The sequence below is a fragment of the Synechococcus elongatus PCC 11801 genome, assembly GCF_003846445.2.
In the GTDB taxonomy this organism is placed as follows: domain Bacteria; phylum Cyanobacteriota; class Cyanobacteriia; order Synechococcales; family Synechococcaceae; genus Synechococcus; species Synechococcus elongatus_A.
This window is the reverse complement of sequence record NZ_CP030139.2, coordinates 1,032,425-1,058,578: the sequence shown is the minus strand read 5'-3', so window position 1 is coordinate 1,058,578 and position 26,154 is coordinate 1,032,425. Positions and strand designations below refer to the sequence as shown.

The following is a 26,154-nucleotide window of genomic DNA, read 5'->3' as shown; positions in this document are numbered from 1 at the left end:
ATCGCGCTGCCTCAGGCGATTCAGGGGTTGGCAGCTTCTGTTTCAGTGGACTTGAGCACGCTGGGGATGGCAGCCAGAATGCGCTCGACGGTCGCGGCGGGTTCTTCCCCAGCGACAAAGGGGATCTGGAGATCGGCTTGGGCGTAGCGATCGCGGCGTTGCTCCCAGATCGCTTGTAAGGTTGCGGCTGGATCGTCCGTTTGCAAGAGCGGCCGATTCTGATCGCCTTCCAAACGACGCAGCAATTCGGGGATGGGCACATCCAGCCAAATCACCAAGCCCTGTTGCAAATAGCTCCAATTTTCAGGCCGAATCACAATGCCACCGCCCGTCGCCACCACTAAGCGGCGATAGCTCGCAACTTCTTCTAGGACTCGCGTTTCCAGTTTCCGGAAGCCAGCTTCGCCAGCTTCGGCAAAAATCTCAGGAATCGATCGCCCGGCCACGCGCTCAATTAAGTGGTCAGTATCGACATAGGTGTAGCCCAAGGACTCCGCCAGCTGCTGTCCGATCGTGGTTTTCCCCGATCCCATCAAGCCGACCAAGAACAGATCCAAGCCGTTCAGAGCTGCCACCAATGACACGCGATCGCTTCCCCAATTCCTTGGACACCATACCGCTCAGCTGTAGTCTGCTCCAAGACACACCCGTTTAGAAGGTCGATCGCCAGAAAATCTGCCATTCACTGAGGAACCGTCGTCGCCAGCCCCGCTGGTTACGCTGAGTTTCCCAGTCCGCCAGCAATTGCTCGAGCACCTGTCCAAAACTGGAGTCCGGCCAAAGACCGAGTAAAGAAGGCAGCGATCGCCGCGTTTGAATTGCCAGACTCAAGGGTGCTACCAGCTCCGCTGCATTCTCTGCCACCCAACTCGCCCCAAGCAAGCGGCCATTGCGCAGCAAACAGAGCTGCAGAAAACCGGCTGTTTGATCGCGAATCAAGGCTTCGGGGTGCTGCTGCCAGCTTGCGTTCACTATCTCCACGCGATCGCCGTAGCGACGGCGGGCTTGTGCCTCTGTCAGCCCCACTTGAGCCGCGGCAGGCTCCATTTCCACAACCTGCTGAGGGACTGGAGTCGATCGCCCACGAGGCCAGCCAAACAGACTTTGTTGGGCGATCGCGCGGACTTCTGCAGAACTAAGATTTGCTGCGATCGCCCGACTACCGGGCAGCAGCGGCAGCGGATCCGGTTGGAAATACTTGAGACTCAGCTCAGAGGGAGCCATCTTTTGATCACACTGCTCCAGTAGCTGAATGCCTTCGGCCTGGCATTGAGCTTGTAGCCGTTGCACCACTGCAGTCTCCCAACTGACCCAGATCGCGGGCGTTGCCAAGCTGACGTCCCAACCGTGGCGGGCAAGGGCTTGCGCAACCCCCAGCGCGATCGCGCGATCGCCGCTAACTGTCATTGATCGCGGTTGTGGATCGGCGGTCAGCAAGTCCCAGAGTGGTGTTGCCTCCGCTCCCGTTGGCTGAGCCTGCCAGATTTGCCTTGCTTCAAGCTGGCGATCGCCGCAGTCCACCAGTCGCCGCGATCGCGTCGCTTTCCAGTGACTGGCAACCACATCAATTCCGGCCTGTTCTAAGGCGATCGGGCCTTGCAGCCATTCCAGCCGCTCCACCAAATCCTGTGCTGCGGCGATTGCTTCCGATACAGAAGCGGACTGCAACAAGCAACGCATCAACAGGCGATCGTGATCGATTGCACCCCAACTTCCGGGCGGATAGACCAAGGCAACGCGAGCCTGCCAGCGTCGTGCTTGCTGAGCCAAGGCGATCGCCGCCGGTGTTGCGCCGAGGATGAGGAGGTTGTAGTCCGCAGTCATCACATTTTTGCGTCAGAGATCTGCAGCATCGTTGGCAAAACCAAGGCAGGACAACCCTTGTTGGATTGCTTTGCGATCAACTGCTCACCCAGCCTAGGGGGATTCGACGCCACGGTTTAATATGAGTCAGCGATTGCCCACTAAGCGATCGCAGCTCCTGCTCTTCGGACCCTATGAGTCGCGTTATCGTTATCACCTCCGGCAAGGGAGGCGTGGGAAAAACCACGTCAAGTGCCAACCTTGGAATGGCCTTGGCGCAACTGGGTAAACGCCTCGTTTTAATCGATGCGGATTTTGGCCTTCGCAATCTCGACCTGTTATTGGGCCTTGAGAACCGGATTGTCTACACAGCCCAAGATGTTCTGGCAGGCAATTGCCGCTTGGAACAGGCACTGGTCAAGGATAAGCGTCAACCCAATCTCTGCCTGTTGCCTGCGGCCAACAACCGCATGAAAGAATCGGTGACGCCCCAGCAGATGGAGCAGTTGGTGGCGTTGCTCGATGGCCAGTTTGACTTTATCTTGATCGACTCGCCCGCTGGGATTGAAGCCGGATTCCAAAATGCGATCGCGGCAGCCCGCGAAGCAGTGATCGTCACTACCCCCGAAATTGCTGCCGTCCGCGATGCCGATCGCGTCATTGGCCTCCTCGAAGCCCATGGCATCACAGATATTCGTCTGATCCTGAACCGCCTGCGGCCAGCGATGGTCAAAGCCAACGACATGATGAGTGTCGAAGATGTTCAGGAGATTTTGGCGATCTCCCTCGTCGGCATCATTCCCGACGATGAACAGGTGATCATTTCCACCAACCGTGGCGAGCCGTTGGTGCTAGCCGAGACGCCCTCCATGGCAGCCAAAGCCTTCACCAATGTGGCGCGACGGCTGAGTGGTGAAAGCGTGGACTTCCTCAACCTAGAGGAACCCCAAAGCGGCGTTCTCAGTAAGATTCGCCGCATCCTCAATAAAAAAATTCTCTAGGGGTTGATTCAGCAATGCTGGCTGACTTATTTGAACGCTTGTTCCCTCGGCAGCAGGCCAGTCGAGACACCGTGAAGCAGCGTCTCAAGCTAGTGCTGGCCCACGATCGCGCCGACCTCAGCCCTGAGCTGTTGCAGAAGATGCGACAGGAGATTTTGGAAGTGGTCTCTCGCTACGTTGAGCTAGACCAAGAGGCCATGGAACTTTCGCTGGAGAATGACCAGCGAGTCACTGCACTGGTTGCCAACCTACCGATTCGTCGTGTCAAACCCGCAACTGCCGAAGGATGACCCTCGCTGAAACCCTGTCGGTGCGGGTGCGCAGTCTCGGTCTCGATCAGATCGATCGCCACCTCTTTCTCTGCGCTGATCAAACCAAGCCGCTCTGCTGCGATCGCGATCGCAGTCTCGAAAGCTGGGAGTATCTGAAGCGCCGCCTACGGGAGCTGGATCTCGATCGCCCCGATACCGGCAAGCCCTTGGTGTTTCGAACCAAGGCCAACTGCCTGCGTGTCTGCCAAGAAGGCCCGATTCTCTTGGTCTATCCCGAGGGCATTTGGTACGGTCGCGCCACCCCCGAAGCGATCGAGCGGATTTTGCAGGAGCATTTGCTGGGTGGCCAACCCGTGCAGGACTTGATCTTGCATCAACATGCGCTGCCAGCAGTCGATCCGCTATAGTAATTAATGCCTTGCCGGTGTAGCTCAGGGGTAGAGCAGCTGTTTTGTAAACAGCCGGTCGCAGGTTCGAATCCGGTCACCGGCTCTGAGCTAAAACCCAGTCTTCTTGTTGGAGGCTGGGTTTTTGTTTGCTTGGGCTGACTAGAAACGTTCCGACGAGATCACAGATTGCCTGCCGGTCCAGTTCTGTCAGCCGCATCAGTACGCGTCAGGGTCAGAGCATAGCGATAGAGCGCGACTGGGCGATCGCCGACTTGAAAGTAGTTAGGGTCCTGTGGCGTTAGATAAATCGCGGTGATTTGGTCTGCCGTAATCAGATCGGGCGATCGTAGTTTGTAGCGAGACGTGGTTTCCACGCTGTTGAACTGGGGGCGACCCTGCCCGCGAAAAATTTGGCGGCTGAATTCGCTCGCGACAAAAATGGGGTCCGTCGGTTGTTCCCAAGCACGGCCTGTTGTCCGCATCAACAGACTGTCGCCATTGGCCAACTGCACCAACTGTTGATTAGGGTCGGGGGCTTGGACGGCCACCACCGCTTCTCCAAGATAGGCGCGGGCGATCGCCAGACCATTAAAAGCGCGATCGGCGACGACGGGAGGTGTCTGAGGGCGCAAATCCGGTAATGGCTTAGGCCCAGCAGAATAAGTGGGCGGTCCAAAGCGGACCGGAAACTCCAGCGGCTGATCGAGCCAGCGGCGATTGCTTTCAAAGCCCGGTGTGACGATGTCCGGCGCTAAGGGCGCTTGCAAATCCACCAAGGTGCTAGTAACCCGCCACGTTCCCGCCATCCAGTCGGGGTATGGAAGATCCGGCGCCTTAGCTTTTAGTCCCGGCAGACTCGACCAGTTCGGATAGCTGGCGACGCGATCGCTCAAGGTTGCTGCCTGTGCTGGCGCGACAATCGTCAACCAACAGCCGATCGCGATCGCTCCGATTAACAGCGATCGCAGTAACCCAACAGGAACAACAGGCACGAGCAGCTAGCCAGAAATCAGCCTTTATCTTCCGCGATCGCTCAATTAGGGTGACGGACAACAAAAATCGCCCTGGAATTCCAGAGCGATATCCGTCGAGACGATAGAGGACTTGGAGAGATGAGACTCAAGGACGGTTAGGGTATGGTGATCCAGCCAAGGTTGTCAGCAGGCTAGGACTTCAGACAACTAGCTAAGGGATGCGCTACTGCGATCGTAGGCAGTCCGAAAGTCGGAATGCACTTTGCCTTGGATAGTGCCGTTGTAGCGCCGCATTTGGTTCAGCGGCATGCCAATCTCAACATTGGCGCGTCCCAGCATCGATTGCTGGCGGTTTTTGATTGCCTGCTGATGGCGCATCACCAGTTCACGCGATTGAGTGGTGGTGTTCATGGTCAATCCCTCCAGCAAGCAAAATTAAGCTCGATCTAAATCTAACAGAATTTTTCTGTATAAATTGCTACCGTTATACATCGTTACGTCAAAACAATTGTGAAGAGTCTTGCGAGCCAACACTCGCTTGCGCGGTATGCTCAAAGCCGTTTGGCTCAAGCTGGTCAGGGGAAATTCGGTGACGATACAGGAACAAACACTGACGGTTGGGCCGTTGCAGTGGTTCTATCGTGAGGCTGCCGCATCCACTGCTGATCCCGCCAAGCTGCCTGTGGTCTGCTTGCATGGCTTGGTCAGTCAGAGCTATGGCTGGCGACAGGTGTTACCTGCGATCGCTGACGCTGGGTTTCGGGCGATCGCACCAGACTGGATTGGTGCAGGCTTCTCCAGTCAGCCGGAACGGCGTGATTTTGCCTACACTCCCGAAGCCTTTGTAAATGCTTTTGAGGCTTGGCGAGCAGCCCTTGGCTTAGAACGACTGCACTTGGTCGTCCAAGGCTACTTGGGAGCGGCAGGATTGCTCTGGGCAGCGCAGTATCCCGATCGCGTCGAGCGCATTGCTCTCGTCAACACGCCGTTCTACACCGGGGCCACTGTTCCCTGGAAAATTCGGCAGTTGGGTCTGCCCCTAGCTGGAGAAATGCTTTGCCAGGATCCACTAACCGTCGATCGCGTGCTGGAGGGTGGTGGCGGTTATCGCGTCGAAGATGCGGATCTGGATGTCTATCGCCGGCCCTATCTCTCGAGTTCAGCAGCCGGACGGGCGCTTCTAGCCACCGTGCGGCAATTGGATCAAGCACGAGTCAGTAGTGAAATCGCAACTGCACTAGCCCAGCGAAGCAAACCTGTCTTGGTGGCCTGGGGCGATCGCGATCCGTGGCTGCCCTGGGAAGCTGCTGAGGCCGCTGCCGCAAAACTCCCGTCGGCTGAGTTCGTTCGTTTTGAAGAAACAGGTCACTATCCACAGGAGGATTGGCCCGAGAAACTCAATCAAGCCTTACTCCTCTTCCTGCGCCGAGCTGATCTCCGCTGAAGCGAAAAACTTGTGTTGGGTAATCAAAAGCTACTGGACCGCAAGAGCATATTCAGCTTCAGCATCCAACAGTCGAATGCGTTGTTCCAATCGCACAATATAAGCAATGAACTGGATGCTATCACCCGTTTCTAATTTGAAAGACTGAATCACGTTGCTGATCGTATCTTTTTGCTCATTGCTTAGGTCATCGATGATGAGAACCACTTGAATTGCCTGTCGGAAAGCAAGGGTCAACGCTCGATCGATTTCTCGACCTACGAGTTGATCAGGAAGGTCAGGATAGAGTTGCTTAAACCAGCCTGAAACGAGTTGTATGTAATCGGGGTTGGCGTAAATATACCCAATAATTTTATTGACCCATGTTTTGATAGTCTGATCGCGAATCTGCTTGTCCGTGACGATACTGAAGGCTGCAGCAAAGCGCATCAGCTGAGGAATGATCTGGCCATTGAGATAACTTGATTTGTCCTGCGATCGCGTCTTACTTTCGCCAAAGCACTCATATTCAATCAAAGCGATTGTGAACGGCTGTTGAGCAAGACCGCTGTAGATGATGAGGAGTGCATCAGGGATTGAGCGAATGCCCTTAATCGGCTTCTCGCCACGGGCTTCAACACCAGCGGCTAAAAAGAGACGGTTTTCTGGGATTAGTAGAGAATGTGTTGGCTGATAACGAGGGAAGAGTTGATAAAAATTCTCACTGACGAGAGCCTCTAAGCCGCGAAGAGCATCTGTTTCATTTTTGAAACGAACTGTTTGAAAAGTACCAGTTATCTTAACTTTGGCATCTGGCACTTCTTGCAGGACTTGCTGCAATTCTTGCTCAGAGATATCCGGTGACGAATCATCAGTCCCGAGAGCTTCCTCAGGCAGAGATTCATCGAAATCAATTGGCTGCACTGAGCGATGTTGATCAAAGGCTTGATTTAATGCTTGGATGGCAGCTTCATCCTGAATAGCCTTTGCTAACTGCAGAAATTTCAAGGACCAATATCGTCCGCCATAGTCTGCTAAAAAGCGCAAATCAAAGGGTGCTGCATACTCCACTTCAATGAGTTGATAAGTAGCAACGTAACGATCCGAATCGTCCCACGGTTTTTGATCGGTGGGCTGCCCAAGCTTGGCCCGCAAACCACATAGCGTTTGCTTTCGCAAGTTCACAGCCAGAAAAATGACATCGCCTGGCGCAGGCTCTCTTGTGGTGAAGCCTGCAACCTGATGCTCAACACAAAGGCGGTAGTTCTGCAGTGACTTGCCACAGTGGAGGATGCGATAAGTCATCAGACCCAGTGATGAGAATTAGTGCCACTGGTTACTAGCATGAGCAATCGCGCCCACACAGCACTCAGCCACCCTCAGTATTTTCTGGGGTTGAAGACTTGGGCAATCTTTTCACCGATCGCAGTGAACGGGTTAGGGACTTTCAACTTCGGCTCTTCGTAGGGCTTGATCGGTTCGTCCTTGAATTCTTTCAGCCGGTAACCAAACTCAAGTGTCTCTTGCTTGCGCAGTGGCGGGAAGAGACGACCTGCCGCCTCTTGCAGTTGCGATCGGTTATCTCGAATGGCGTAGTTGACCAAATCAACCCGCTTCACGGCAATTACGCCAACGGGAAACCAGCGCTCTTGGCCGGGAATCCGCACGTAGATTTCAAAGTCTGGAGTGCCCTCACGGGTCATGCGATCGTAAGTTTGCGCGGCTTCGGTTCGCTTGCGCGAAGCCTTAGACGGCTGCTTCTTCGGCTGTTCCGGCGCAAATCCTTTGGCCACGCATCGATCCTGTCGCAACTGGATCTGATCCTATCGCGTGGCTTCCCTAGCCTGGTAACAGACAGGACTCAACCTGACGGATGTGGCTGAGTGTGACTGGAAAGACAGGGTTACGTTTCGGTTGTAGGGGCCACTGACGGACCCAACAGATACCACCTTCTTCTTGAACACTAATGACCTGATAGAGATGTGCAGCTGAATCTTGCAGCCGAACACAATCACCTTGATGAACAGATTTATTTTGCATAGGGGACCGTAAGTGACCCTGCCATTGTTGTAGACCAAGAACACAGGCTTGGTTGGCACACAGGATACGAAATCCTAGATTTCAGCCACTGTTGACGGATGCCATCCGCCCAAGTTCCGCACTCACCGTACCGTGGCTGTCGAGTCTGGCTGGAGTCGAGACAGGAGCAGTCGTTGTCTGGGGTGGAGTGAAGACTCGGGTACACTAAGGTCCAAGGTGCCTGACTCACTGTGTACCGGCTGGGTACCAATCAAGACCCGCGATCGCAGTGACAGGGAGAGTCACCGATATCTTCCGCCCACAGATCAGGTCGTTCTTGCTGAAGTCGTTCCATCCATGCAATGCAGCGAGGATCGTCAACGATCTGCAGATCAACGCCCTGCGATCGCAGCCAGTCTTCTGCCCCAAGATAGGTTCGATTCTCGCCGATCACCACTCGGGGAATGCGATAGAGCAGCACAGCCCCTGAACACATCGGGCAAGGTGACAGGGTCGAGACTAGGGTACAGAGTGACCAGTCTCGGCGACGCCCCGCATTTTCCAGACAATCCATCTCGGCATGCAGCACCACACTCCCTCGCTGCACGCGACGGTTATGCCCGACTGCAAGAATCGTCCCGCGCTGGTTGACCAAAGTACTGCCAATGGGGATACCGCCTTCTCGCCAGCTTTTCTCTGCCTGCTCAAGCGCTGCATCCAAGGCTGTTGCCAGTGCCGCAGATTGAATCGGGGGCTGAGACATGAGCAATTGTGTCGCGCTACACGCAGGGTGCCCTATCCGAGCAGTGCACCATCAGGGTTCATGTTCTACGCGCCGGCTTGGTTTGCTCCAGTCTTCCAACCAGCCCCGCTGCCAAAACAGCCAGAGTAGGACAACAGCGATCGCCACCATTGCCATCAGCACGAGGGGATAGCCGTAGGGCCAGTTCAACTCCGGCATATTCCAGCGAGAGGCCTGGGTGTTGAAGTTCATGCCGTAGATGCCTGCAATCAAGGTGAGGGGCATGAACACGGTCGACAGGATCGCCAACAGTTTCATAACTTGATTGAGGCGATTACTAATTGATGACAGATAGACCTCCATCAGGTTATTAGCCAAATCGCGGTAGGTCTCCAAGGTGTCCATTAGGAAGTAGGCGTGGTCTGCACAATCACGAAGATCCATGCGCACCTCATCGCGAATCAGCGTGGTGCGATCGCGGATCAGAGCGTTGATCACATCCCGCAATGGCCAAACTACCCGTCGCAGTACCATCAGCTCGCGCCTGAGCTCGTAAATTGCTGAGAGCAGCGCTTGAGTCGGACGAGCAACGACAGCATCTTCCAATTGCTCGAGTTCCTCTCCAAAGGTCTCCAGTACGGGGAAGTAGCTATCAACAATCCAGTCAATCACCCAGTAAGCAAGGGTATCGGCCTCAATCGGGGGATCAACTATACGACTTCCTTCTAGACGTCGTTCTAATGGCTGAAATCCTGCACTCGTATCATCTGCCTCCGCCGTCAGCAGCCAGCGATCGCCCAAGATCAGTCCTACTTGTTCAAGACGAAGGCGATCGCCTCGCTGGAGATCTGGCCGGTAGAGAATCACCTCAAGGTAGTGCGGATAGCGTTCCTGCTTAGGGCGCTGAGGATGTCCGATTAAATCCTCCAAGGTCAGCGGATCTAACTCAAACACCTCCCCAAGGCTGCGCAGTTGTCCCAGATCCGAAAAACCCTGCAGCTGCAACCAAGTAATCCCGGTCTCCTCCATCCGAGCTGAAACGAGGTCAAGAGGGTCAGAAATCACGCGGCTAACGACCCTTGTAGCACTGTATTCAATCTGTCGTAGCTGTGTGGGACTAGCATCTGGAGGCCGCTGCAGTGTACCTGGCGCTTGGTGGACTGTACTGGTGAGTCGATGACGAAAACTGCGGCGTCTACTTTTGCGATGGTGTCGGTTGTTGGTGCGGCGGGAACCCATAACCCTTGGCTGGAAGACCGCTCCATTGTGACGGTAGCGATTACGGAGTGAACTGCTTTTGGCAAAAGAAGCGCTATGGATATTGACTGAGTCAGCTGCACGTGATCAATTCGGAAGTCCACAAAATCACAGCTCACAAGCACTCTAGAAGGTTCTCTCCTTCTCATTGGGACTATTTCTTCAAAGCTCTCTGAGCCCAAAGGCACAACCAACAGAACGATAATTTTTTGTTAAGCACGAGTTAACCAATGGAAACCTAAACTCTCGGGTGAAAATTGAGAACACTTGTACATTTTTGATTAATTCTCCCAACTCGTTGGGAAGTAGCTGCAGAAGAAAGTTCCAAGAAGCTACCCAATCATTGCTTATAGCCATTTCCTAATGAGGATTTTAGGTGAAAGCTTAAAAAATACCCTGAAATACAATTCGATAAAAATCAACATTGTTGATGTTATCAAAATGAATTGAATGACTACAAGATTTCCTTAATAAGTCAAGTGATCCATTTTGATTTCAGAGGGATAGCTTATGAATCAAGAGCGCATCAAAAGTTGCTCTTGAGAGTTAAAAAACTTAATTGGAGTCTGTCATGTCTCAGTTCATTAACTTGCTCAACGATCAAAATGCTCAGGAACTAGTTGGTGGTACATATACCCCTCCATCGCATCCGTATCCGATGCATCCGAAGAAGCATCCATCGTCTGTTTCGCAGACTGTCATTGCACCAATTAAATCGGTTTCTATCAGCAGTGCTGATGCAACCGCTCTAAATATCGGCTTCAAAAACGTCTTTAGTCCTCAAACAGCGACGGCTGGTGCAGGTTCTAGCGCTACATCAACAGTTTGGGGCGGTAGGGTTTCTGCCTAAAGCCCTCACTTTGAAGCAGCTAGGATCACTTATCTTGACTGCATCATACCTACATCTTTTTCTAACTAGAAAATAGGAGTTTGTCATGTCTCAATTTCTTGTTACTGTCAATGACAATCAAGCCGAATCTCTCCTAGGTGGTTCAGGTTATACTCAATATCCAAGCTATAAAAAGCCAACATCTACGATTAAGCAGTCCGTTTTTGCACCTATTAAATCAGTATCTGTCAGCAGTGCTAGCGCAACCGCTCTTAACATTGGATCCTTCAATATTAAAAGCCCTCAGTTCGCTACAGCAATTGCGACCTCGGAAGCCAACTCGACAGTTCTAGGTGGGATTGTCTCAGCCTAGATAAATTTAGTCAGGAAATGCTCATTAATTAATGAGCATTTCAATTTCTTTTTTACTAATGAGGAATCTATTGTGAGTCAGCTCATTGAAGTCATTAGTGATGATAGTGCACAGCAACTTGTTGGCGGTAAAGCCTGGGGAAAGAACTGGGGCATTGACAAACCTAAAAATCGTAAACTAGGTAATATTCAAAATATTGTTTCACCTATTCGATCGAGTGCAATAAGCACTTCAAATGCGATCGCAATTAATATTTCTATCTTCAGTGTAAATAGTCCTCAAGTTGCAACAGCAACTGCTGTTTCTAATGCAGCTTCTCTGGTAGAGGGCAACTCGATATTAGCATGATCAAATGCTAAGTTCTTGTATCTCTATGCTCTTAGAAGACTACCCGATTAAATTTTTCATGAATTCTTATTCTGCTATCTAATAAAAACTTCTATCTGATGTTTGTTCATTCTCACTTGATGAGGTAAGAAAGATGCAACTTGAATTTGACTTGGTAGCGGATCTCTCTGATCACCAGGCTGAACTAGTAACTGGGTCACTCTTTCAGTCTGCTAATTCAGGCGCTTCTGCGATCGCTCTATCGACTGCGATCGCTAGCCCCTCTGGATTTGCAATTAGTGCTGGAACTGTTGCGAATGCATTATCGCTTGCTCAGAATATAGGGATTAGTACAATCACTTCTCCTTCTGTACAGGTGCCAATTAATATTGCTGTCAATCTTTAATAGACTTGTTGACTGGTTGAGAGCTTTTTCTGTGAGAGTGAGTTCACCTCACTCTCAGTCCTTTTTATCCCTGTTGTTCAGCTCTGAACTGTTGTGAAATTCAAGTGTATTCGACAACAAAGTGAAGAAGACTGCGGAGCAGCTTGCATTGCAACAGTTGCAAAGTACTATGGCCGTAGTTTTTCTCTCAATCGCGTCCGAGAGATAGTGGGTACTGGGTCTCGGGGAACATCGCTACTGGGACTACGGAGAGGTGCTGAAGCCCTTGGATTTAATGCACGCCAAGTCAGAGCTTCTCTAGAACTGATTGATCATTTAAAAGAGGCTCCACTACCGGCAATCATCCATTGGAAAGGCTATCACTGGGTTACTTTATATGGGCAAAAAGGAAAGCGTTATATCATTGCTGATCCTGGCGTAGGTATTCGGTATATTGATCGGCAGGAACTAGTAACAAGTTGGAGTAATGGAGTGATGCTCCTTCTCCAGCCTGATAATGAAAAATTTTATAGCCAAGCTAATGATAGAAATGACAGCTGGAGCCGAATTATTCGGAGAGTCTGGGGTTTTAAAGCATTACTTTTACAAGTTATTCTAATTAATATCGTGATTGGCATCTTAGCTTTAGCGATGCCTCTTATGATGCAGTTTTTGACTGATGATGTCTTAATCAGAAAAGATACACATTTGCTCTTTACAGTGGCGATCGCAGTTATCGCCATGAACTTTTTCCGTAATATTATTAGTCTTGTTCAATCACATTTGGTTGGCTATTTTGGCCAAAAACTGCAGTTAGATCTCATTTTGGAGTATGGTCATCGACTGCTTCATTTGCCGATGTCGTATTTCGATAATCATCGAAGTGGGGAAGTCGTAAGTCGTATCGGTGACATCCGACGAATTAATGATTTAGTCTCGCAAGTTGTTTTGGGACTCCCCAGTCAGTTCTTTATTGCTCTAATTTCTTTGGCTGTAATGCTTCGCTATAGCTCTGTTCTAACAGCAGCTGCAATTATTGCTTTCTTTATAGTCACAATCGCTAATTTAGTCTTTTTACCTTTTCTACGACAGAAAAATAAACAACTAATTTCTGAATCCTCTGAGAATCAAGGTTTTCTAGTAGAGACATTTAGAGGTGCAGTTTTACTCAAAACGACTCAGGCTATTCACCAAGCATGGGAAGAGTATCAACAAAACTTTGGTCGGTTATCGTATCTGTCTTGGGGTGCATTAAAGCTCGATCTTTATGCTGGAACAGCAACAGATTTTCTCTCAACAATTACTAATGTTGGAATTCTTTGGCTAGGTAGCCGTTTAGTCATTGATGGAACAATGAGTATTGGCCAACTGCTAGCATTTAATGGATTTAGCGGGAATTTGCTTGGCTTTCTTGGTGGGACTGTCGCTCTTGCAGATGAATTTTTAATTTCACAAGTAGTTATTCAGCGTTTATCAGAAGTTTTAGGAACGACTCCTGAAAATACAATATCCGCTCAAAAGCCATGGATTGCTATTTCGGGCAACACTAATATCTTTTGCAAGAAAATAACTTTTCATCATCCCGGTCGTGTTGATTTGCTAAAGGATTTTGACTTGACGATTCCTGGTGGATTAGTAACTGCCTTAATTGGTCAGTCTGGGTGCGGAAAAAGCACTCTAGCAAAACTGATTTCTGGTCTCTATCAATTAGACTCAGGTAATATTCAGTTTGATATCTATAATCAGCAAGATATCGCCTTAGATTGTCTGCGTCAGCAAGTTGTGTTAGTACCTCAAGATGCTCATTTCTGGAGCCGCTCAATAATAGAAAATTTTAAATTCTCTCACCCTAATGTTTCTTTTGAAAATGTTGTAAAAGCTTGCAGAATGACTATGGCAGATGAATTTATTGATGATCTACCTGATAAATATCAAACAGTTTTGGGTGAGTTTGGCGCAAATTTGTCCGGAGGTCAAAGGCAACGACTTGCTTTGGCTAGAGCAATTGTTAACAATCCTCCAGTTTTAATTTTAGATGAATCTACCAGTGCTCTTGATCCTGTCATGGAAAGTCAAATCCTTGATAGGTTGCTCACTTTTAGGAAGGGGAAAACGACAATTATTATTAGCCATAGACCAAGAGTGATTCAGCGTTCAGACTGGGTTGCTTTTCTCGAGAAAGGAGAGCTGAAAGCTCAGGGACGGCCCAATGATTTACAGGCTTTAATGGGTGACCATCTTAAGTTTATTGCTCCTTAAGTCTTTGAGTTGAGATTGTCCTTGTGATCTCTGGAGTATCTGTTATGTATACATCTGATCAGTCAGAGAATTGTTATTTTGAAATAGAAAAAAACTACTTGAATGGATATCTAGAAGTCGCTGAGGAATTAGCTGATCAATTAGTGAAAAGTCTTCCACAAGATCCTAGGCTGAGACTTCTAAGAGGACATATTTACTATAGTCTTGGTGAGCTTAAAAAAGCCCGTTATGAATATGAGCTAACAAGAGGACTGACAATAGATGAAGAAATTATCGATCAGTCTCTCAACGGCTTGGAACGATGCGATAGTATCCAGCAGAATAAAACTGAGTTACAGAGTGATGCAACAATTATTTTTCCTAGCCATGCTGTATTAGCAGCTTCTCAATTAGAGCAATCCCTTTTGACCCATAAAAATGAACAGCTAAGTCCTGACGCTCAAATGCTCACTCAACACTCTGATAATGCAGAACCTTGTATCCCACCTAGCATTTCTCAGGATGTTTTGCATTCTATTCAAGTTGTTAGTGATGATGAAATTCCTGAACACCTCCACGTTTTACAGGCAGATGAGTTTTTACCTCCTGTGAACCATTGGTTTCAAATAGCTGGAATTATTTTAGTTTTAGGTTTTGTTGGGACAGCAATTTTAAGCTCCATCCTAAAATATCAAGTTGTTGTCAAAGCACCAGCTGTCATTCGCCCTATCGGTGAAACTCGACTGGTCCAGGCTGCAGTAGAGGGCAAGGTGCGCCAAATTATTGCTCGATCTAATCAAGAGGTCAAACAAGGGGATCCAATTGTTCTGTTAGATGACTCTCGTCAATTAACTAGAAAAGCTCAACTAGTTGAAAGTATCGCTAAAAATCGGCAAAAGCTTCAGCAGATTCAGTCCCAAAAACTGGCTGTTGAAGAGGAAATGCTTGCTGAGTCTAACAAAGCAGCAAGGGGAGTTGACATCAATCAGGCCGAGCTCCAGACAGCGGAGGCTAGCCTAGCACTGGCTGCAGAAGAATATTCACGATTTCAGGCATTGGCTTCTGCAGGAGCGATCGCGGATCTCATCGTCCAAGAAAAACTGGCTAGCTATCGGATTGCACAGGCTAATTTGAACCGTGCTCAAGAAATGACTGCACAAACGCAAGAACAAGGTTTAGCGACTCAGGCAAGACTGAGACAAATGCAGGATCAATTGGCTCAACAAGAGTTTGATGTCTTACAACAGATTAAAGTAGAACAAAAAGAACTCCAGCAGATGAATATTGACCTAGCGAATACGATTATTCGTGCTCCGATCGCAGGCATAATTCAGTCGATGAACTTACGGAATCCAGATCAGATGGTTGGTGTGGGTCAAGAAATCGCTCGTATCTCTCCCACCCAGAGTGGCTTGGTGATCAAAGCCCTAGTGCCATCCCAAGATATTTTGCCAGTGGCAGTGGGTCAGCGCGTTCAATTGCGTATTGCAGCCTGTCCCTATCCTGATTTTGGAACCTTAGAGGCCAGAGTCCAAGCGATCGCTCCAGATGCAGGCAGCCTTGGTAATTCGATACCTCAGGTTGGAGCAGCAACTGCTCCCTCAGAATCTACTAGTAGTCAAGCTTTTGAAGTTACGATTAAACCTCAAGAGAAGCCGCTAACAGATGGCCAGCGAATTTGTAAGATTCGTCCGGGGATGGAAGCTCAGGCAGACATTATTACAAATGAAGAAACAGTGCTCAAATTCATGCTGAGAAAGGCTCGACTTCTCTGGCAGTCGTGAACTCTAGCCACATGAGTTAAGAGCTAGAGTCACTGGAAAATATCATTTAGGCAAGAACCTCTAGTTCGAAATCACGCAGATGGGCGCGAAACTTATTCGGAAAGTTGACAAGGTAGGGAAAGTTTGCGCTGATTGGCTTGCCATTCCACTCAGTTAGAATTGCTGCAATTTCGCCTTCCGCGTTTTTTAAGTCAAAGGCTTGATTTCGATGCTCAGGATGGTGATACACCACAACTGATTCTTTGACTCGTACGCGATCGCCAACGTTCATAACAGATTGGTCAGGCAGAAACGACACCGCAGCTCAGGACCTCAAGGATCGGGGCACTGCGAAAAGCACTCTTTATCTTCCCATAGACTCTGGGCCTGCTGGCGGCGGATGGATGCCCGTCGTTGAAATGCTCTACGGTTCAGACCGCTTCAGCGATCACTTGGCTGTGCTGGAACACCAAGATTAGGACCGCTCTGAGAAGGTGCTGGCACAATGAGGCCGATACCAGCTCCCAAAAGCGTAGCCAAGGCAATGGCACCTATCCAAATTTGCCAAGAGAAACTGAAACTGGCAGCTGGCTCAGGTGCCGAATCTGCGATCGTTTCAGGGAGTTGCGTAGGCTGCGTTGAAACCGCTACTGGCTCGGGCTCCCTAGCCGGCAGAGCGGCAGACTCGCGAACGATTGGCGGCGGCTCAATGGGGCTGGTATCTCGCGCAGTGAGCTGACAGTAGAACGCTGCTACTGAAATATTGTCGTGTCCCGTCAACTGCCGCGCTCGCTCGATCCAGCGTTGGCTCCAAGCGCTAAGGGACAACTCACCGCTGAGGACCGCTCCCACATCCACGTGACCAAAGGTCTCAACGAGGCCATAGTCACTCAAGCCATCTGAACACAGCAGTAAGATCCCAGGTTCTAAAACTCGAAACTCCTGAATGGGAATGTGGAGTCCAGACGACGCCATCACTCCCATTGCCTGCGAGAGTGCGGCACCTTGGGGCAATCGGAGGGCTGCTCGGTAGGCTAAATGCCCCTGGCAGACAGTCTGTGTCGCCACATCGTGATCGAGTGTGAGGCGTTCTGTACTGCGAGGCGTCAACCAGTAGGCTCGACTATCACCAATGTGAGTCAGGGTCAGCTCTGGCTGAGGGCCTGGGGTTTTCAAGGCCAGCACCAAAGTCGTTCCCATTCGTGCCAATACTTCTGCGCCTCGCTCGTTTCTGTTGGCAATCAGATCATTGACAACACATAGGCTCGCTCGCAGTTGGTCATCCAAACTTGCCGCTGGACTATCGTTGCTTTGACGATGATTGAGCAGTTGCTGGAGCTGCAGTTTCAATCCCGCGATCGCAGTCTGGCTGGCAATTTCACCCCCTGCATGACCACCCAAACCATCACAGACAGCAATCCAGTCTGGCTGAGCTGCTTGCGCAAGGTCTGCCGCCAAGGGATAGCAACTATCTTCGTTCTCCCCACCGCGCCAACCGGGATCTGTCAGGGCAATCCCTTGTACAGTCAGGGCTTGACGTTGACTGTAGTACTGCCAAGCTTGATGAAGAATCGCTTGGCTCTGGACTAAGTCGGCTTCTTCTGCTTGTAAGGCTTGCAAAGCGGGTGCGATCGCAGCTGCGACTTCCCGATGTAGGAGCGGCTCCAAGCTGTGCAGAACCTGTCCCAAGCGGTGCAAACTGACAGGCATGGTCTCCACTGAAACATGAACGTCTAGTGGATCCTCATTGTCATCCAGCAGTTCAATCAGCCGTAACTCGCCTGCGCAAACGCGGATGTTCATCAATCTCAAAAGGCTGGCAGCGACTCCCTGCGCAGTCAAAGGTTCCCAAAGTAGCAAGATCTGCTCAAGCCAGTGGATTTGCAGGGCTGCCGAGGCAGCCTTGAGGGCACTGACCAAGCTTGGCCAGAGATGACCTTCGCGATCGAGGGGGACTCGCTCCAGGAGAATAGCCGTCTCGCCTTTCTCTAAGGGCTCTAGGCCATAGAGCGTAGGGAGATGTCGATGGTGCTCAAAGAGCCAGAGGTAAGGCTGAAGAGATTCGGGAATGACCTCGGGCAGCTGGGGCGGGCGATCGGGATCGAGGTCAAACCAAATTTGTGGAGCAACTACCTGATAGCGATCGTTGACCCGCGTTCCAGCAGGAATTTGAGCTGCTGCCGTACCGCTGACCCAAAGAAAACGGTTGATGAGTGGCTCAACTTGGCGTGGCAGCGTGTAGTGTTCTGCAAGAAAATTTTGGGTCATGAACAGCAGCGAGCCAAGAAGCTGGATTCACTGTAGCAGGCTCATTCAAGGTCGTTTACGAGCGATTTACGATGGCTCATTGCGACTACAAAAAGCTTCTGGACCGCGATCGATCACCTGTCCGCCCAGATCCTGACAGGCTCGTTGCCACGCTTCATAGTCTGAGAGCCCTTGGGCGAGATACTGCCGATAGCGAGGCTCGAGGTCAGCCTCCGCTACTGAATCAATCACGGTGCCATCTTCTGCGACGGTAGTTGCATTGGGTCGTTGCTGAGCCAGTTGTTGAATGGATTGTTGTGCTTGCTGACGTAGCGCTTGGGCTTGGGGTTGCCAGTAGGGATGGTCACTCAGCTTGGCTAAAGCCCGATCAACATCCCACCAACGGGCTTGTTCAAGGGCGGCTCGCGCTTGGGTGATCGCTTGGCTATCTTGTTGCCATTGTTGCTGCCATCGAGATAACAGAACCGATGGTGCTGGATCTAAAGGTGTCTGAGCGGGGAGAGCATTCAGCAACTTTTGGGCAGCGGGCCAGTTACCGGCTAGGAACTGCTGCTCTGCTTGAGCGCGTACCTGCTCACCCCACCGTCGTGCTGCTGCTTGGGCCGCCGCTGCTTGGCGATCGCTAGCCGGAATCAAGAGGGCTAATTGCAGTGCCTCAGGAAAATTACCCTGGGCGGCAAGCTGTTGCGATCGCTGCCAGCGACAGTCATTGAGTAAAGCTGGAGGTTGTTGAGTGGTACTGAGCTTTGCCAACTGATCGAGACAAGTGACAACATCACCGGTAGCCAAAGCCTGTTGCGCTTGGGAGAGAATGCGCCGCTGTTGCCAGTTTTGCCAGCCCCACCAGCTTGCCGGAACCGCGATCGCCACAATTAGCAGGCTGATGGACCAGCGATACCGAGAAAGGACCATCATTTTGCACCCAGACTGCCAACAGGCAGCTTAGCGATTTCTGGCACTGATTCGCGTCCTCTTCTAGTCAACTGCGATCGCTATTCTTGAGCAGTCCTGCGCTAGACAATGGAGAGATTAGCGAGATCGCCCTGAAAGCCGGTGATTTCGATCAGAGCATCGCGATTGGCTTGAAAGCCAGCAACATCATCATTCAGAACGATAAAAGTCCGTTGCTCAAACTGGAAGGTTGCGGCTCCATTCGACAGAAAATTGCTCGCGGTTAGCACAGCTGCTAGTGCTGAGGGATCTAGGCTGCTGACAGTCCCGAGGTTGTTGATCGCCATGGCACTGGTAGGATTGGGCCCTTCGAAGCTATCAAGGCCGATTTGAAAGTCAGTAATTCGATCAAAGCCCGAGAGCAGTGAATCAGTGAGTGCCGTGTAAACAAAGCGATCGCGGCCTGCACCTCCCGTCAAAACATCTGCACCCAGTCCTCCAGTAAGCCTGTCGTCGCTACTGCCTGCCAGCAGGGTGTCATGACCGCCAGCACCGATCAGGGTTGCCTGTCCTCCACTCCCATTCAACTGATCATTGCCATCGCCGCCTTGAACGACGATACGTGCTTCAGCGATCGCAGTTGCAGTAGCTGGCGTGCCAGAAGTCACCACAATTTGTTCCACGATGGCTGTAACTTGATTGGAGTTCGGCACACTGCCAGCATCAGCAGTGACCTTGGCAATGAAATCTTGCACGGTTGGCAAGGCGATCGCATTTGTTGAAAAGTCATAGGCCTGAATTTCCTCTAGGGTGTCCAGTGCATTCGTCAACCAATCGGCAGCAAGGACTTTATTGAGAAAGGTTTGAGCATCAAGACTGTCAGTTTGAATACCCTCCACGATCGCAATCGCGAGGTTGGCCAGACTGATTTGTCCTGACTCCAATGCCTTGACATAAAAGTCTCTCCCTACTGGATCAGCCTCACGGTTGAGAATGGAGCGATAGAGCGTGTTGACCGCCTCCGCAAGGGATAAATTGCCAAATCGAATTTGAGCTTCTGCTGATTCACCAAAGGCTTCAGCGATCGCAGCGTAGTCTATGGCACCTGGTATTGCCTGCACCGCAGAGTCCCAAAAGCTCCGTCCTTCAACATCTGCAGGGCGACCGTAGAAAGCAACGTAAAGCTGCTGGGCAGAAGTGATTCGTAGAAAAGCCATTGTTCCTATCTTGAAATTTATGAGGTGACAGACAGTTGCAAAGAAATCCGAAAGAAGAACCTAGGATCAAGCAATTCCAATAGTTATTTTTCGCCAAAGACTCTTGTCGGTGCATCTTGTTTGATTGCTATTGTCCTTCCTAGATTGATGCTTGAGAACGTGTAATTAGATGTCTATTTTTTATGATTTCATTTGATGCTTTTAGATCTCAATGGTTTGGGTTGGGATTGCTGTTTGATCTGTCTAGATATCAGTTAAATACTTGGAAAATTGGATTTGATGATAGACGCTGAGGAAATGACGATTGCCAAGTGTTGTGAATAACCGATTAGATACGGGCTATTGGAGCTGTCCTCCGTCGTTATCGGAGTAGGATGAAGAGCTCCTAAAGCTAACGCTCATGCCAGAATGAGAGCCCTGACAGCTTCTGAGGTACCGTAGGGAACGGACCTACACTGCTGCGATCGCTCATGGACGGGACCCCGACTCTCTACCTATTTGCGCTGATTGGCCTGTTGGGGACAGCTGCTTGGTTTGTATTTCGTCAGGTGCTCAAGACTCGACGCACTGAGGTGGACTTCAGCCGACTGCAGCAGCAATTGAGTCAAAGCCGAGGTTCCGCAGAAGATCGCTACCGGCTCGGCAGCATTTTCCTGGAGAAAAAGCTTTACGCTCCTGCGATCGCTCAGTTTCAACTGGCTCTGAAAGATAAGGAGCTGACTGATCCTGCTGGGCTAGCCCTCATCCATAACGCTTTGGGGTATGCCTACGCGGCTCAGGAGCAGTACGACTTGGCGATTCGCCAATACAAGGAAGCGCTGGAGCAGCAACCCGACTATGTGACGGCGCTGAATAACCTTGGGTTTGCCTACGAGAAAAAACAACTCCTGAGCCAGGCGATCGCCACCTATGAATCAGTCTTGAGTCTTGAGCCGGGGAATCGCACCGCCCAACGGCGATCGCAGAGCTTGCAGCAGCGCGTCTCTCCCTCGACTTAGCAGTGGTTTTTACAGGACGTCGGATAAGGGTTGGAAATAGCTGTAGGTTAATCTTCTGAGCCTGATGTCAGATGTCTGGTGATGACTCAGGCGATCGGTCTGCCAGCCCAAATTCCTGCAGGGCGGGATAGAGGTTGCGGTGTTCGTGTCCGGGGCGCGCCAGCTTGATCAGCGCAAAGCGTTGGAGAGGGTCTAGGGCCTGCCAGTCAGCCGGGCTGAGGTGGACCTGCAGGACATGACAGGCCGTCTGAACTGCCTCGGGGATCTCAGACCGCAGCCAAGCTGGTTGCGGGTCGATGGGTAAATCCTTCGCCGGTTCTCCCCAGTCACGCTGTGTCCAAGTGCGGAGCTGCTCTCGGTAGGCTTGGCGATCGCGATCGCTTTCACAGGGCTGATCGACGAGCCACTGGCGCTCTGACTCTGCAAGACGGTGCCAGTGCTCGAGTTTGAGCTTGACCCCACAGTCATCCAGCTTGCGGCGCACGCTCATGGGAATACAGCGCAGGCCAAGGACAAAGTCAGCCTCGAATTGAAAAAACGGACCCGGAGCGGTCATGGCAAGCAGGCCGAGCGAAACAGCATGAGCCCCCGAGAAGTTCCCAGTGAACGGTTTGCAGAAACGGGGATGAGATCATAAAAGTTTACTGTTCTGGCAATGAGCGAGCGCTTCCGAGAACTAATTCGCAAGGTTGGCAGTGGACGCCATACGAGCCAAGTGTTGACTCGGGCTGAGGCAGCCGAGGCTTTGCAGTTGATGCTGTCGGCCACAGCGACCCCAGCGCAAATCGGGGCTTTTTTGATTGCCCATCGGATTCGCCGCCCCACGGGAACTGAACTGGCTGGTTTTTTAGACACCTATGCCAACTGGCTACCGTCAGTGCTGGCGCCCAGTACAACTCGGCCACCCGTGGTTTTGGGCTATCCCTACGATGGCCGCGATCGCACCGCTCCGCTGGGGCCGTTGCTTGCGCTGTTGCTTGCGGCGGCAGGGCAGCCAGTGGTTCTGCATGGCAGCGATCGCGTCGCAACGAAATACGGCGTTCCCCTGATTGAACTGTGGGAGGCGATCGGGGTGAATTGGCGATCGCGTTCCATTCCCGAGCTGAACCGCTGCTTGGAGCAGGCAGGCTTAGCCCAATTGCATCAACCCAGCCTGTGTCCGGCAGCAGAGGTCCTCAATGGCTATCGTTCGGAACTGGGCAAACGCCCCCCCTTGGCGACTGCTGAGCTGATGATCGTCCCTGTCCAAGGTGCAGCCCTGCCGATCTGTGGCTTTGTCCATCCGCCGACGGAGTTGATGATTCAAGAGGCGTTAGAGCTGCGGGGGATCACTCGCTTCTTCACAATCAAGGGGTTGGAGGGGAGTCCTGAACTCCCCCGCGATCGCGCCGCCATTGTCGGTCGCTGGCAGGCGGGCAACTGCGATCGCCAGATCCTGCATGCTCGCGATTGGGATTTGGGTGACTCGGAACTGCCCTGGATGGGGGAAGCCGCTTGGACAGAAGCTGCGCAGGCGATGCTGATGCGCCAGCCCTCTGTTCTTGAACCGTTGCTGCGCTGGAATGGAGCGGTCTATCTCTGGCTGCTGGGGCTGGTGGAATCGGTGCCTGCTGGCCTCGCTCAGGTGGATCAATTTCTGAAAACCGGGGCGTTGCAGCAACAGCGCGATCGCCTCCAGCAGCTCCTTGAACCTGTGCCTGACCTCACATTGTCTTGAAAGCAGGCGAGCTAAAGGACACTGCGTGCCAACACAAATCCCCCGATCGCCAGCAGGAAAATCGCAAAGCTTTTTTGCAGCTTGTGGGTACTCATCCGCTGCGATACCACGCTCCCTAGCAGCGTACCGAGACAAGCAAAGGCCGTGAAGCTGAGGGTTAAATCCCAGGGCAAACTGAGGCGACCCCAATAGCCAGCGAGACCGGCGATCGCATTCAGGCCAATAATCACCAAGGAGGTGCCGATCGCCTTGCGCATTGGCACTTTGCCCAGCAGCACCAAAGCGGGAACAATCGCAAAACCGCCACCTACACCGACCAACCCCGTCAGGACCCCGACACCAATGCCTTCGCTGACCAGCCAAGTCCAGCAACTCAGACAAAAGGGCCGCGGATAGTTCAACACGGGATCTTCGGCTTTGGGCGGCTGACGCCGCAGCATAAAGCTAGCGGCTGCCAAAATCGCCACAGCAAACAGCCCCATCTGTAGCTGCGCTGTTACCCAAGGCAAAAGGGCGAGCCGAGCGCCCAAAAAGGCACCAAGCATGGTGGAGCTGCCAAACACCACTGTTCGTAGCCAATCGATATTGCCACGCCGCGCATGGGGAATCGCACCGAGCAAACTAGCACTGCCCACGACGACTAAGGTCATCGCGATCGCTGTTTTAGGGTCAATGCCCAGCACGTAGACAAAAACGGGAAGGGCAAGCACAGCGCCACCGCCCCCCAGCAATCCCAGACTGAGGCCAATTAGCAGCGCCAAGACAAGCGCAAAAAACCGCATCATTCTAACCCCGATTCCAGGGCAATTCCGCCAGCAGATTCGCCATCAGACAAGTGCCACTGACACCGGCAAACAACAATCCAGCACCGACAAAACCACTGAGCCCGATCCAAGCGGGTGCCACCGTCAAGCTGAGAATGACGCCTAGGAGTACGAGGGAGCCAGCAACAATTTGCACCTGCCGCATGAGGCTGATTGGTGCTTTGGCTGTTTGACCCACCGTCGGCAAGCCTTGCTGCTTCCAGGCATTGAGGCCTCCTTGCAGCTCGGTAATGGTCAGCCCGTGCTGGCGCAGTTTAGCGGCGGCTTTCTGCGATCGCATGCCAGATTGACAGGTCAGCACGATTGGGCGATCGCTGGCTGGCAACGGCAACTGCGCAATTTGGCTAAGCGGATAGAGATGTGCCCCAGCAACATGCTCGGCTTGGTACTCCGCGACTTCGCGAACGTCGAGTAGCAGCACTTCCTCGCGTTCGAGCAGGGTTTGTAACTGGTTGGGGCTAAGAAACGATTTTTTCTGGCTATCCGTGGGCGTTGAAAGTGATGTCATGACTGGTTCCTTGGCAAGTTCGATTGAAAAATCAGAGGTGAGGCAAACTAGACAGTTGCAGCGCGGCCGCAGCGCTCATTGGCGGGAACCGCCTCCATAATCCGCTTGGGATCGGGCAGATCCAGGCTGTTCATAAACTCGATAAAGCCCTGGCGATCGCGACCCGCAAAGCGAGGATTGAGGCGTTTCTCTTCGCCGATCGTGGAGACGGTGTGGCCTTTGTAGTCATGGCCGGGCCAAACACGGGTGCTGTCCGGCATCTGGAACAGTCGCTGAATGGAGTCAAACAGTTGCCCCGCATCGCCACTTTGGAAGTCCGTGCGTCCACAGCCGCGAATAAACAGGGAGTCGCCGGTCAGTAACTCAGTCTGATTGACGAGATAGGCGACATGGCTATCGGTGTGGCCGTGCGTTTCGATCGCCTGAATCTCAATCGCGCCGAGCTGGAGGCGATCGCCCTCAGCTACAAAGCGATTGGCGCAGGCTGCATTGGCCCCAGCCGGCACAACGGTTTGGCAGCCGGTCAATTCCCGTAGCTGTCCAGCCGCCGTGATGTGGTCGGCATGGAGATGGGTTTCTAGGCAAAACTTCAGCGTGAGTCCCAGTTCTTTCAGCAGCGCTAAATCGCGATCGCGCCGCTCCAGAACAGGATCAACCAGTGCAGTTTCACCACTGGCTTCATCAGCAATCAGATAGGTGTAGGTCCAGGTGTCGTAATCGAAGAGCTGACGAAAAAGCATGGTCGGTCTCCTTGACTGACATTCTGAGTTTATCGCTATATTGCCAAATAGTAATATAATAAGATTAAGAAAAGTTCGTTTTTCGTTGTGACCATGAACCCTGCTGCTCTGGCGCAAGTTGCTGACTACTTCAAGTTGCTGTCTGAGCCCAGTCGGCTACAAGTGCTCTGCACGCTCAAGGAAGGTGCACGCTCAGTCTCCGAGATTGTGGCTGCATCGGGGTTAGGACAAGCCAATGTTTCGAAGCACCTCAAGCTCCTCCACCAAGCGGGTGTGTTGCGTCGAACCCCTCGGCAGGGCTGCGTCTACTACGAAATTTGTGACTCCACTATCTTTGAACTCTGCGAGGTGGTCAGTCAGCGACTCGCGCAGCATCTTGCCGAACAACAGGCGGTTTTGAGTCATTGGCGTTGATGGAGTGAGCGATCGCCAGTCAAGTCTCGGAGTGAAGAGAGAACCCCCACAGGTTTAGCAGTCTTGGGCACTGTGGAGGATCTCAGAAGCCGCAGTCGCTTGCTGGTAGGCTAGAACCGCTGCATGATCCATTGAGGCACTGGGAATGATCGCTGATCCCGCAAGTCGGAACGTCGTCTGGCATGAAGCGACGATTACCCGCAGCGATCGCGAGCGGCTCAATGGGCACCGAGGCGTGATTCTGTGGTTCACAGGGTTGTCGGGGTCGGGTAAATCGACCTTGGCTCATGCGGTTGAAGCTCAGCTATTTGAGCGAGGCTGCCGAACCTTTGTTCTCGATGGCGATAACGTCCGGCATGGACTTTGTGCCGATCTGGGTTTTTCCGATCGCGATCGCCAAGAAAATATCCGTCGCATCGGCGAGGTGGCCAAGCTGTTTACGGAAGCGGGCGTGATCACGCTGGCTGCGTTCGTCTCACCGTTCCGTGCTGATCGCGATCGCGTCCGCGCTTTAGTTGCAGACGGTGAATACATTGAGGTCTATTGCCAAGCCTCGCTGGATGTCTGTGAGCAACGCGATGTCAAAGGCCTCTATGCCAAGGCACGTGCCGGTCAAATTCCGGAATTTACGGGAATCTCGTCACCCTACGAAGCGCCGGAAGCGGCAGAGCTAAAAATTGACACGGGTAGCCGATCGCTCGATGACTGTGTTGCTCAGGTGCTCAATTATCTGGTGCAGCAAGGGATCATTTCAGCCAGCGATCGCGGTTAAGTCAATGCTG

29 protein-coding genes and 1 tRNA gene are annotated in these 26,154 nt (G+C 51.9%); 14 read left to right on the top strand and 16 right to left on the bottom strand.

Features of this window, described 5'->3' with window-relative positions; genetic code table 11:
- Positions 1 to 20: 20 nt before the first annotated feature.
- Positions 21 to 584 (bottom strand): shikimate kinase, encoded by a 564-nt coding sequence (locus tag DOP62_RS05050; protein WP_208672625.1) that lies wholly within the window; start codon positions 582 to 584, stop codon positions 21 to 23.
- A gap of 67 nt (positions 585 to 651) precedes the next feature.
- Complete coding sequence (locus DOP62_RS05045) at positions 652 to 1,824, bottom strand: hypothetical protein (protein ID WP_208672623.1); 1,173 nt, start codon at positions 1,822 to 1,824, stop codon at positions 652 to 654.
- Between the two features lie 173 nt (positions 1,825 to 1,997).
- Here DOP62_RS05045 and minD point away from each other — a divergent pair, with 173 nt between their 5' ends.
- The 4 genes from minD (at position 1,998) to DOP62_RS05025 (ending at position 3,568) form a co-directional block, all read left to right on the top strand.
- A complete protein-coding gene (gene minD / locus DOP62_RS05040; protein ID WP_208672621.1) occupies positions 1,998 to 2,804 on the top strand; it encodes a septum site-determining protein MinD in 807 nt (268 codons plus the stop codon).
- A gap of 14 nt (positions 2,805 to 2,818) precedes the next feature.
- Complete coding sequence (gene minE, locus DOP62_RS05035) at positions 2,819 to 3,094, top strand: cell division topological specificity factor MinE (RefSeq protein WP_208672620.1); 276 nt, start codon at positions 2,819 to 2,821, stop codon at positions 3,092 to 3,094.
- Positions 3,091 to 3,483 (top strand): (2Fe-2S) ferredoxin domain-containing protein, encoded by a 393-nt coding sequence (locus DOP62_RS05030; RefSeq protein WP_208672618.1) that lies wholly within the window; start codon positions 3,091 to 3,093, stop codon positions 3,481 to 3,483. Before minE ends, DOP62_RS05030 begins: the two co-directional genes overlap by 4 nt.
- Before the next feature lie 13 nt (positions 3,484 to 3,496).
- Positions 3,497 to 3,568: transfer RNA gene (locus DOP62_RS05025), tRNA-Thr, on the top strand.
- A 76-nt stretch (positions 3,569 to 3,644) separates the two neighbouring features.
- Here DOP62_RS05025 and DOP62_RS05020 read toward each other — a convergent pair.
- Both DOP62_RS05020 and DOP62_RS05015 read right to left on the bottom strand, forming a co-directional pair.
- Complete coding sequence (locus DOP62_RS05020; protein WP_208672616.1) at positions 3,645 to 4,457, bottom strand: DUF6816 family protein; 813 nt, start codon at positions 4,455 to 4,457, stop codon at positions 3,645 to 3,647.
- Positions 4,458 to 4,646: 189 nt separating this feature from the next.
- Complete coding sequence (locus DOP62_RS05015; RefSeq protein ID WP_208672614.1) at positions 4,647 to 4,850, bottom strand: hypothetical protein; 204 nt, start codon at positions 4,848 to 4,850, stop codon at positions 4,647 to 4,649.
- Between the two features lie 178 nt (positions 4,851 to 5,028).
- Here DOP62_RS05015 and DOP62_RS05010 point away from each other — a divergent pair, with 178 nt between their 5' ends.
- A complete protein-coding gene (locus tag DOP62_RS05010) occupies positions 5,029 to 5,883 on the top strand; it encodes an alpha/beta fold hydrolase (RefSeq protein WP_261789755.1) in 855 nt (284 codons plus the stop codon).
- A gap of 30 nt (positions 5,884 to 5,913) precedes the next feature.
- Here DOP62_RS05010 and DOP62_RS05005 read toward each other — a convergent pair whose 3' ends face one another.
- The 4 genes from DOP62_RS05005 to corA all read right to left on the bottom strand — a co-directional run bounded on the left by DOP62_RS05005 (position 5,914) and on the right by corA (position 9,862).
- A complete protein-coding gene (locus DOP62_RS05005) occupies positions 5,914 to 7,041 on the bottom strand; it encodes a hypothetical protein (RefSeq protein WP_370538887.1) in 1,128 nt (375 codons plus the stop codon).
- Positions 7,042 to 7,241: 200 nt separating this feature from the next.
- Positions 7,242 to 7,655, bottom strand: a complete 414-nt coding sequence (locus DOP62_RS05000) for an HHL1-like protein (protein ID WP_208672607.1) — start codon at positions 7,653 to 7,655, stop codon at positions 7,242 to 7,244.
- Between the two features lie 497 nt (positions 7,656 to 8,152).
- Positions 8,153 to 8,644, bottom strand: coding sequence for a nucleoside deaminase (locus DOP62_RS04995; RefSeq protein WP_222610231.1), 492 nt, complete (start codon positions 8,642 to 8,644; stop codon positions 8,153 to 8,155).
- A 51-nt stretch (positions 8,645 to 8,695) separates the two neighbouring features.
- Positions 8,696 to 9,862 (bottom strand): magnesium/cobalt transporter CorA, encoded by a 1,167-nt coding sequence (gene corA / locus DOP62_RS04990; RefSeq protein WP_208672605.1) that lies wholly within the window; start codon positions 9,860 to 9,862, stop codon positions 8,696 to 8,698.
- Between the two features lie 589 nt (positions 9,863 to 10,451).
- On the opposite strand from corA, the gene DOP62_RS04985 reads away from it, so the two are divergent.
- From DOP62_RS04985 to DOP62_RS04965, 5 genes are all read left to right on the top strand, one after another.
- Complete coding sequence (locus DOP62_RS04985) at positions 10,452 to 10,730, top strand: hypothetical protein (protein WP_208672604.1); 279 nt, start codon at positions 10,452 to 10,454, stop codon at positions 10,728 to 10,730.
- 85 nt (positions 10,731 to 10,815) lie between these two features.
- Entirely contained in the window at positions 10,816 to 11,082 is a 267-nt protein-coding gene (locus tag DOP62_RS04980; RefSeq protein WP_208672602.1) for a hypothetical protein, read from the top strand.
- Positions 11,083 to 11,154: 72 nt separating this feature from the next.
- On the top strand, positions 11,155 to 11,430 hold the full coding sequence (locus DOP62_RS04975; protein ID WP_208672600.1) for a hypothetical protein: 276 nt from the start codon (positions 11,155 to 11,157) through the stop codon (positions 11,428 to 11,430).
- A 478-nt stretch (positions 11,431 to 11,908) separates the two neighbouring features.
- The gene (locus DOP62_RS04970) at positions 11,909 to 14,053 is read left to right on the top strand and encodes a peptidase domain-containing ABC transporter (protein WP_208672597.1); all 2,145 of its coding nucleotides are present in this window, start codon (positions 11,909 to 11,911) and stop codon (positions 14,051 to 14,053) included.
- 44 nt (positions 14,054 to 14,097) lie between these two features.
- Positions 14,098 to 15,816: an HlyD family secretion protein gene (locus tag DOP62_RS04965; RefSeq protein WP_208672596.1), complete on the top strand. Its 1,719-nt coding sequence runs from the start codon at positions 14,098 to 14,100 to the stop codon at positions 15,814 to 15,816.
- A 46-nt stretch (positions 15,817 to 15,862) separates the two neighbouring features.
- Here the strand turns inward: DOP62_RS04965 and DOP62_RS04960 are convergent, their stop codons facing one another.
- The 4 genes from DOP62_RS04960 to DOP62_RS04945 all read right to left on the bottom strand — a co-directional run bounded on the left by DOP62_RS04960 (position 15,863) and on the right by DOP62_RS04945 (position 20,171).
- Positions 15,863 to 16,087, bottom strand: coding sequence for a ferredoxin-thioredoxin reductase variable chain (locus DOP62_RS04960; protein WP_208676949.1), 225 nt, complete (start codon positions 16,085 to 16,087; stop codon positions 15,863 to 15,865).
- A 149-nt stretch (positions 16,088 to 16,236) separates the two neighbouring features.
- Positions 16,237 to 18,063, bottom strand: a complete 1,827-nt coding sequence (locus DOP62_RS04955; protein WP_370538886.1) for a PP2C family protein-serine/threonine phosphatase — start codon at positions 18,061 to 18,063, stop codon at positions 16,237 to 16,239.
- 66 nt (positions 18,064 to 18,129) lie between these two features.
- On the bottom strand, positions 18,130 to 18,978 hold the full coding sequence (locus DOP62_RS04950) for a hypothetical protein (protein WP_370538885.1): 849 nt from the start codon (positions 18,976 to 18,978) through the stop codon (positions 18,130 to 18,132).
- A gap of 98 nt (positions 18,979 to 19,076) precedes the next feature.
- Positions 19,077 to 20,171 (bottom strand): bluetail domain-containing putative surface protein, encoded by a 1,095-nt coding sequence (locus tag DOP62_RS04945; protein WP_208672594.1) that lies wholly within the window; start codon positions 20,169 to 20,171, stop codon positions 19,077 to 19,079.
- 470 nt (positions 20,172 to 20,641) lie between these two features.
- On the opposite strand from DOP62_RS04945, the gene DOP62_RS04940 reads away from it, so the two are divergent.
- A complete protein-coding gene (locus DOP62_RS04940) occupies positions 20,642 to 21,169 on the top strand; it encodes a tetratricopeptide repeat protein (protein ID WP_208672593.1) in 528 nt (175 codons plus the stop codon).
- 67 nt (positions 21,170 to 21,236) lie between these two features.
- Here the strand turns inward: DOP62_RS04940 and DOP62_RS04935 are convergent, their stop codons facing one another.
- Positions 21,237 to 21,725, bottom strand: coding sequence for a nitrate reductase associated protein (locus DOP62_RS04935; RefSeq protein WP_208672592.1), 489 nt, complete (start codon positions 21,723 to 21,725; stop codon positions 21,237 to 21,239).
- 99 nt (positions 21,726 to 21,824) lie between these two features.
- Here DOP62_RS04935 and DOP62_RS04930 point away from each other — a divergent pair, with 99 nt between their 5' ends.
- Complete coding sequence (locus DOP62_RS04930) at positions 21,825 to 22,886, top strand: anthranilate phosphoribosyltransferase family protein (protein WP_208672591.1); 1,062 nt, start codon at positions 21,825 to 21,827, stop codon at positions 22,884 to 22,886.
- 11 nt (positions 22,887 to 22,897) lie between these two features.
- On the opposite strand, the gene DOP62_RS04925 is transcribed toward DOP62_RS04930, so the two are convergent.
- From DOP62_RS04925 to DOP62_RS04915, 3 genes are read right to left on the bottom strand one after another with little or no spacing between them, the layout of a single operon-like run.
- Positions 22,898 to 23,671, bottom strand: coding sequence for a sulfite exporter TauE/SafE family protein (locus tag DOP62_RS04925; protein ID WP_370538884.1), 774 nt, complete (start codon positions 23,669 to 23,671; stop codon positions 22,898 to 22,900).
- A 1-nt stretch (position 23,672) separates the two neighbouring features.
- The gene (locus DOP62_RS04920; protein ID WP_208672590.1) at positions 23,673 to 24,218 is read right to left on the bottom strand and encodes a rhodanese-like domain-containing protein; all 546 of its coding nucleotides are present in this window, start codon (positions 24,216 to 24,218) and stop codon (positions 23,673 to 23,675) included.
- A gap of 47 nt (positions 24,219 to 24,265) precedes the next feature.
- Positions 24,266 to 24,958, bottom strand: a complete 693-nt coding sequence (locus DOP62_RS04915) for an MBL fold metallo-hydrolase (protein WP_208672589.1) — start codon at positions 24,956 to 24,958, stop codon at positions 24,266 to 24,268.
- Positions 24,959 to 25,051: 93 nt separating this feature from the next.
- Between DOP62_RS04915 and DOP62_RS04910 the strand changes: the two genes are divergently transcribed.
- Complete coding sequence (locus tag DOP62_RS04910; RefSeq protein ID WP_208672588.1) at positions 25,052 to 25,372, top strand: ArsR/SmtB family transcription factor; 321 nt, start codon at positions 25,052 to 25,054, stop codon at positions 25,370 to 25,372.
- Positions 25,373 to 25,517: 145 nt separating this feature from the next.
- Positions 25,518 to 26,144 (top strand): adenylyl-sulfate kinase, encoded by a 627-nt coding sequence (cysC, locus tag DOP62_RS04905; RefSeq protein WP_338431399.1) that lies wholly within the window; start codon positions 25,518 to 25,520, stop codon positions 26,142 to 26,144.
- The last annotated feature ends 10 nt before the right edge of the window (positions 26,145 to 26,154 follow it).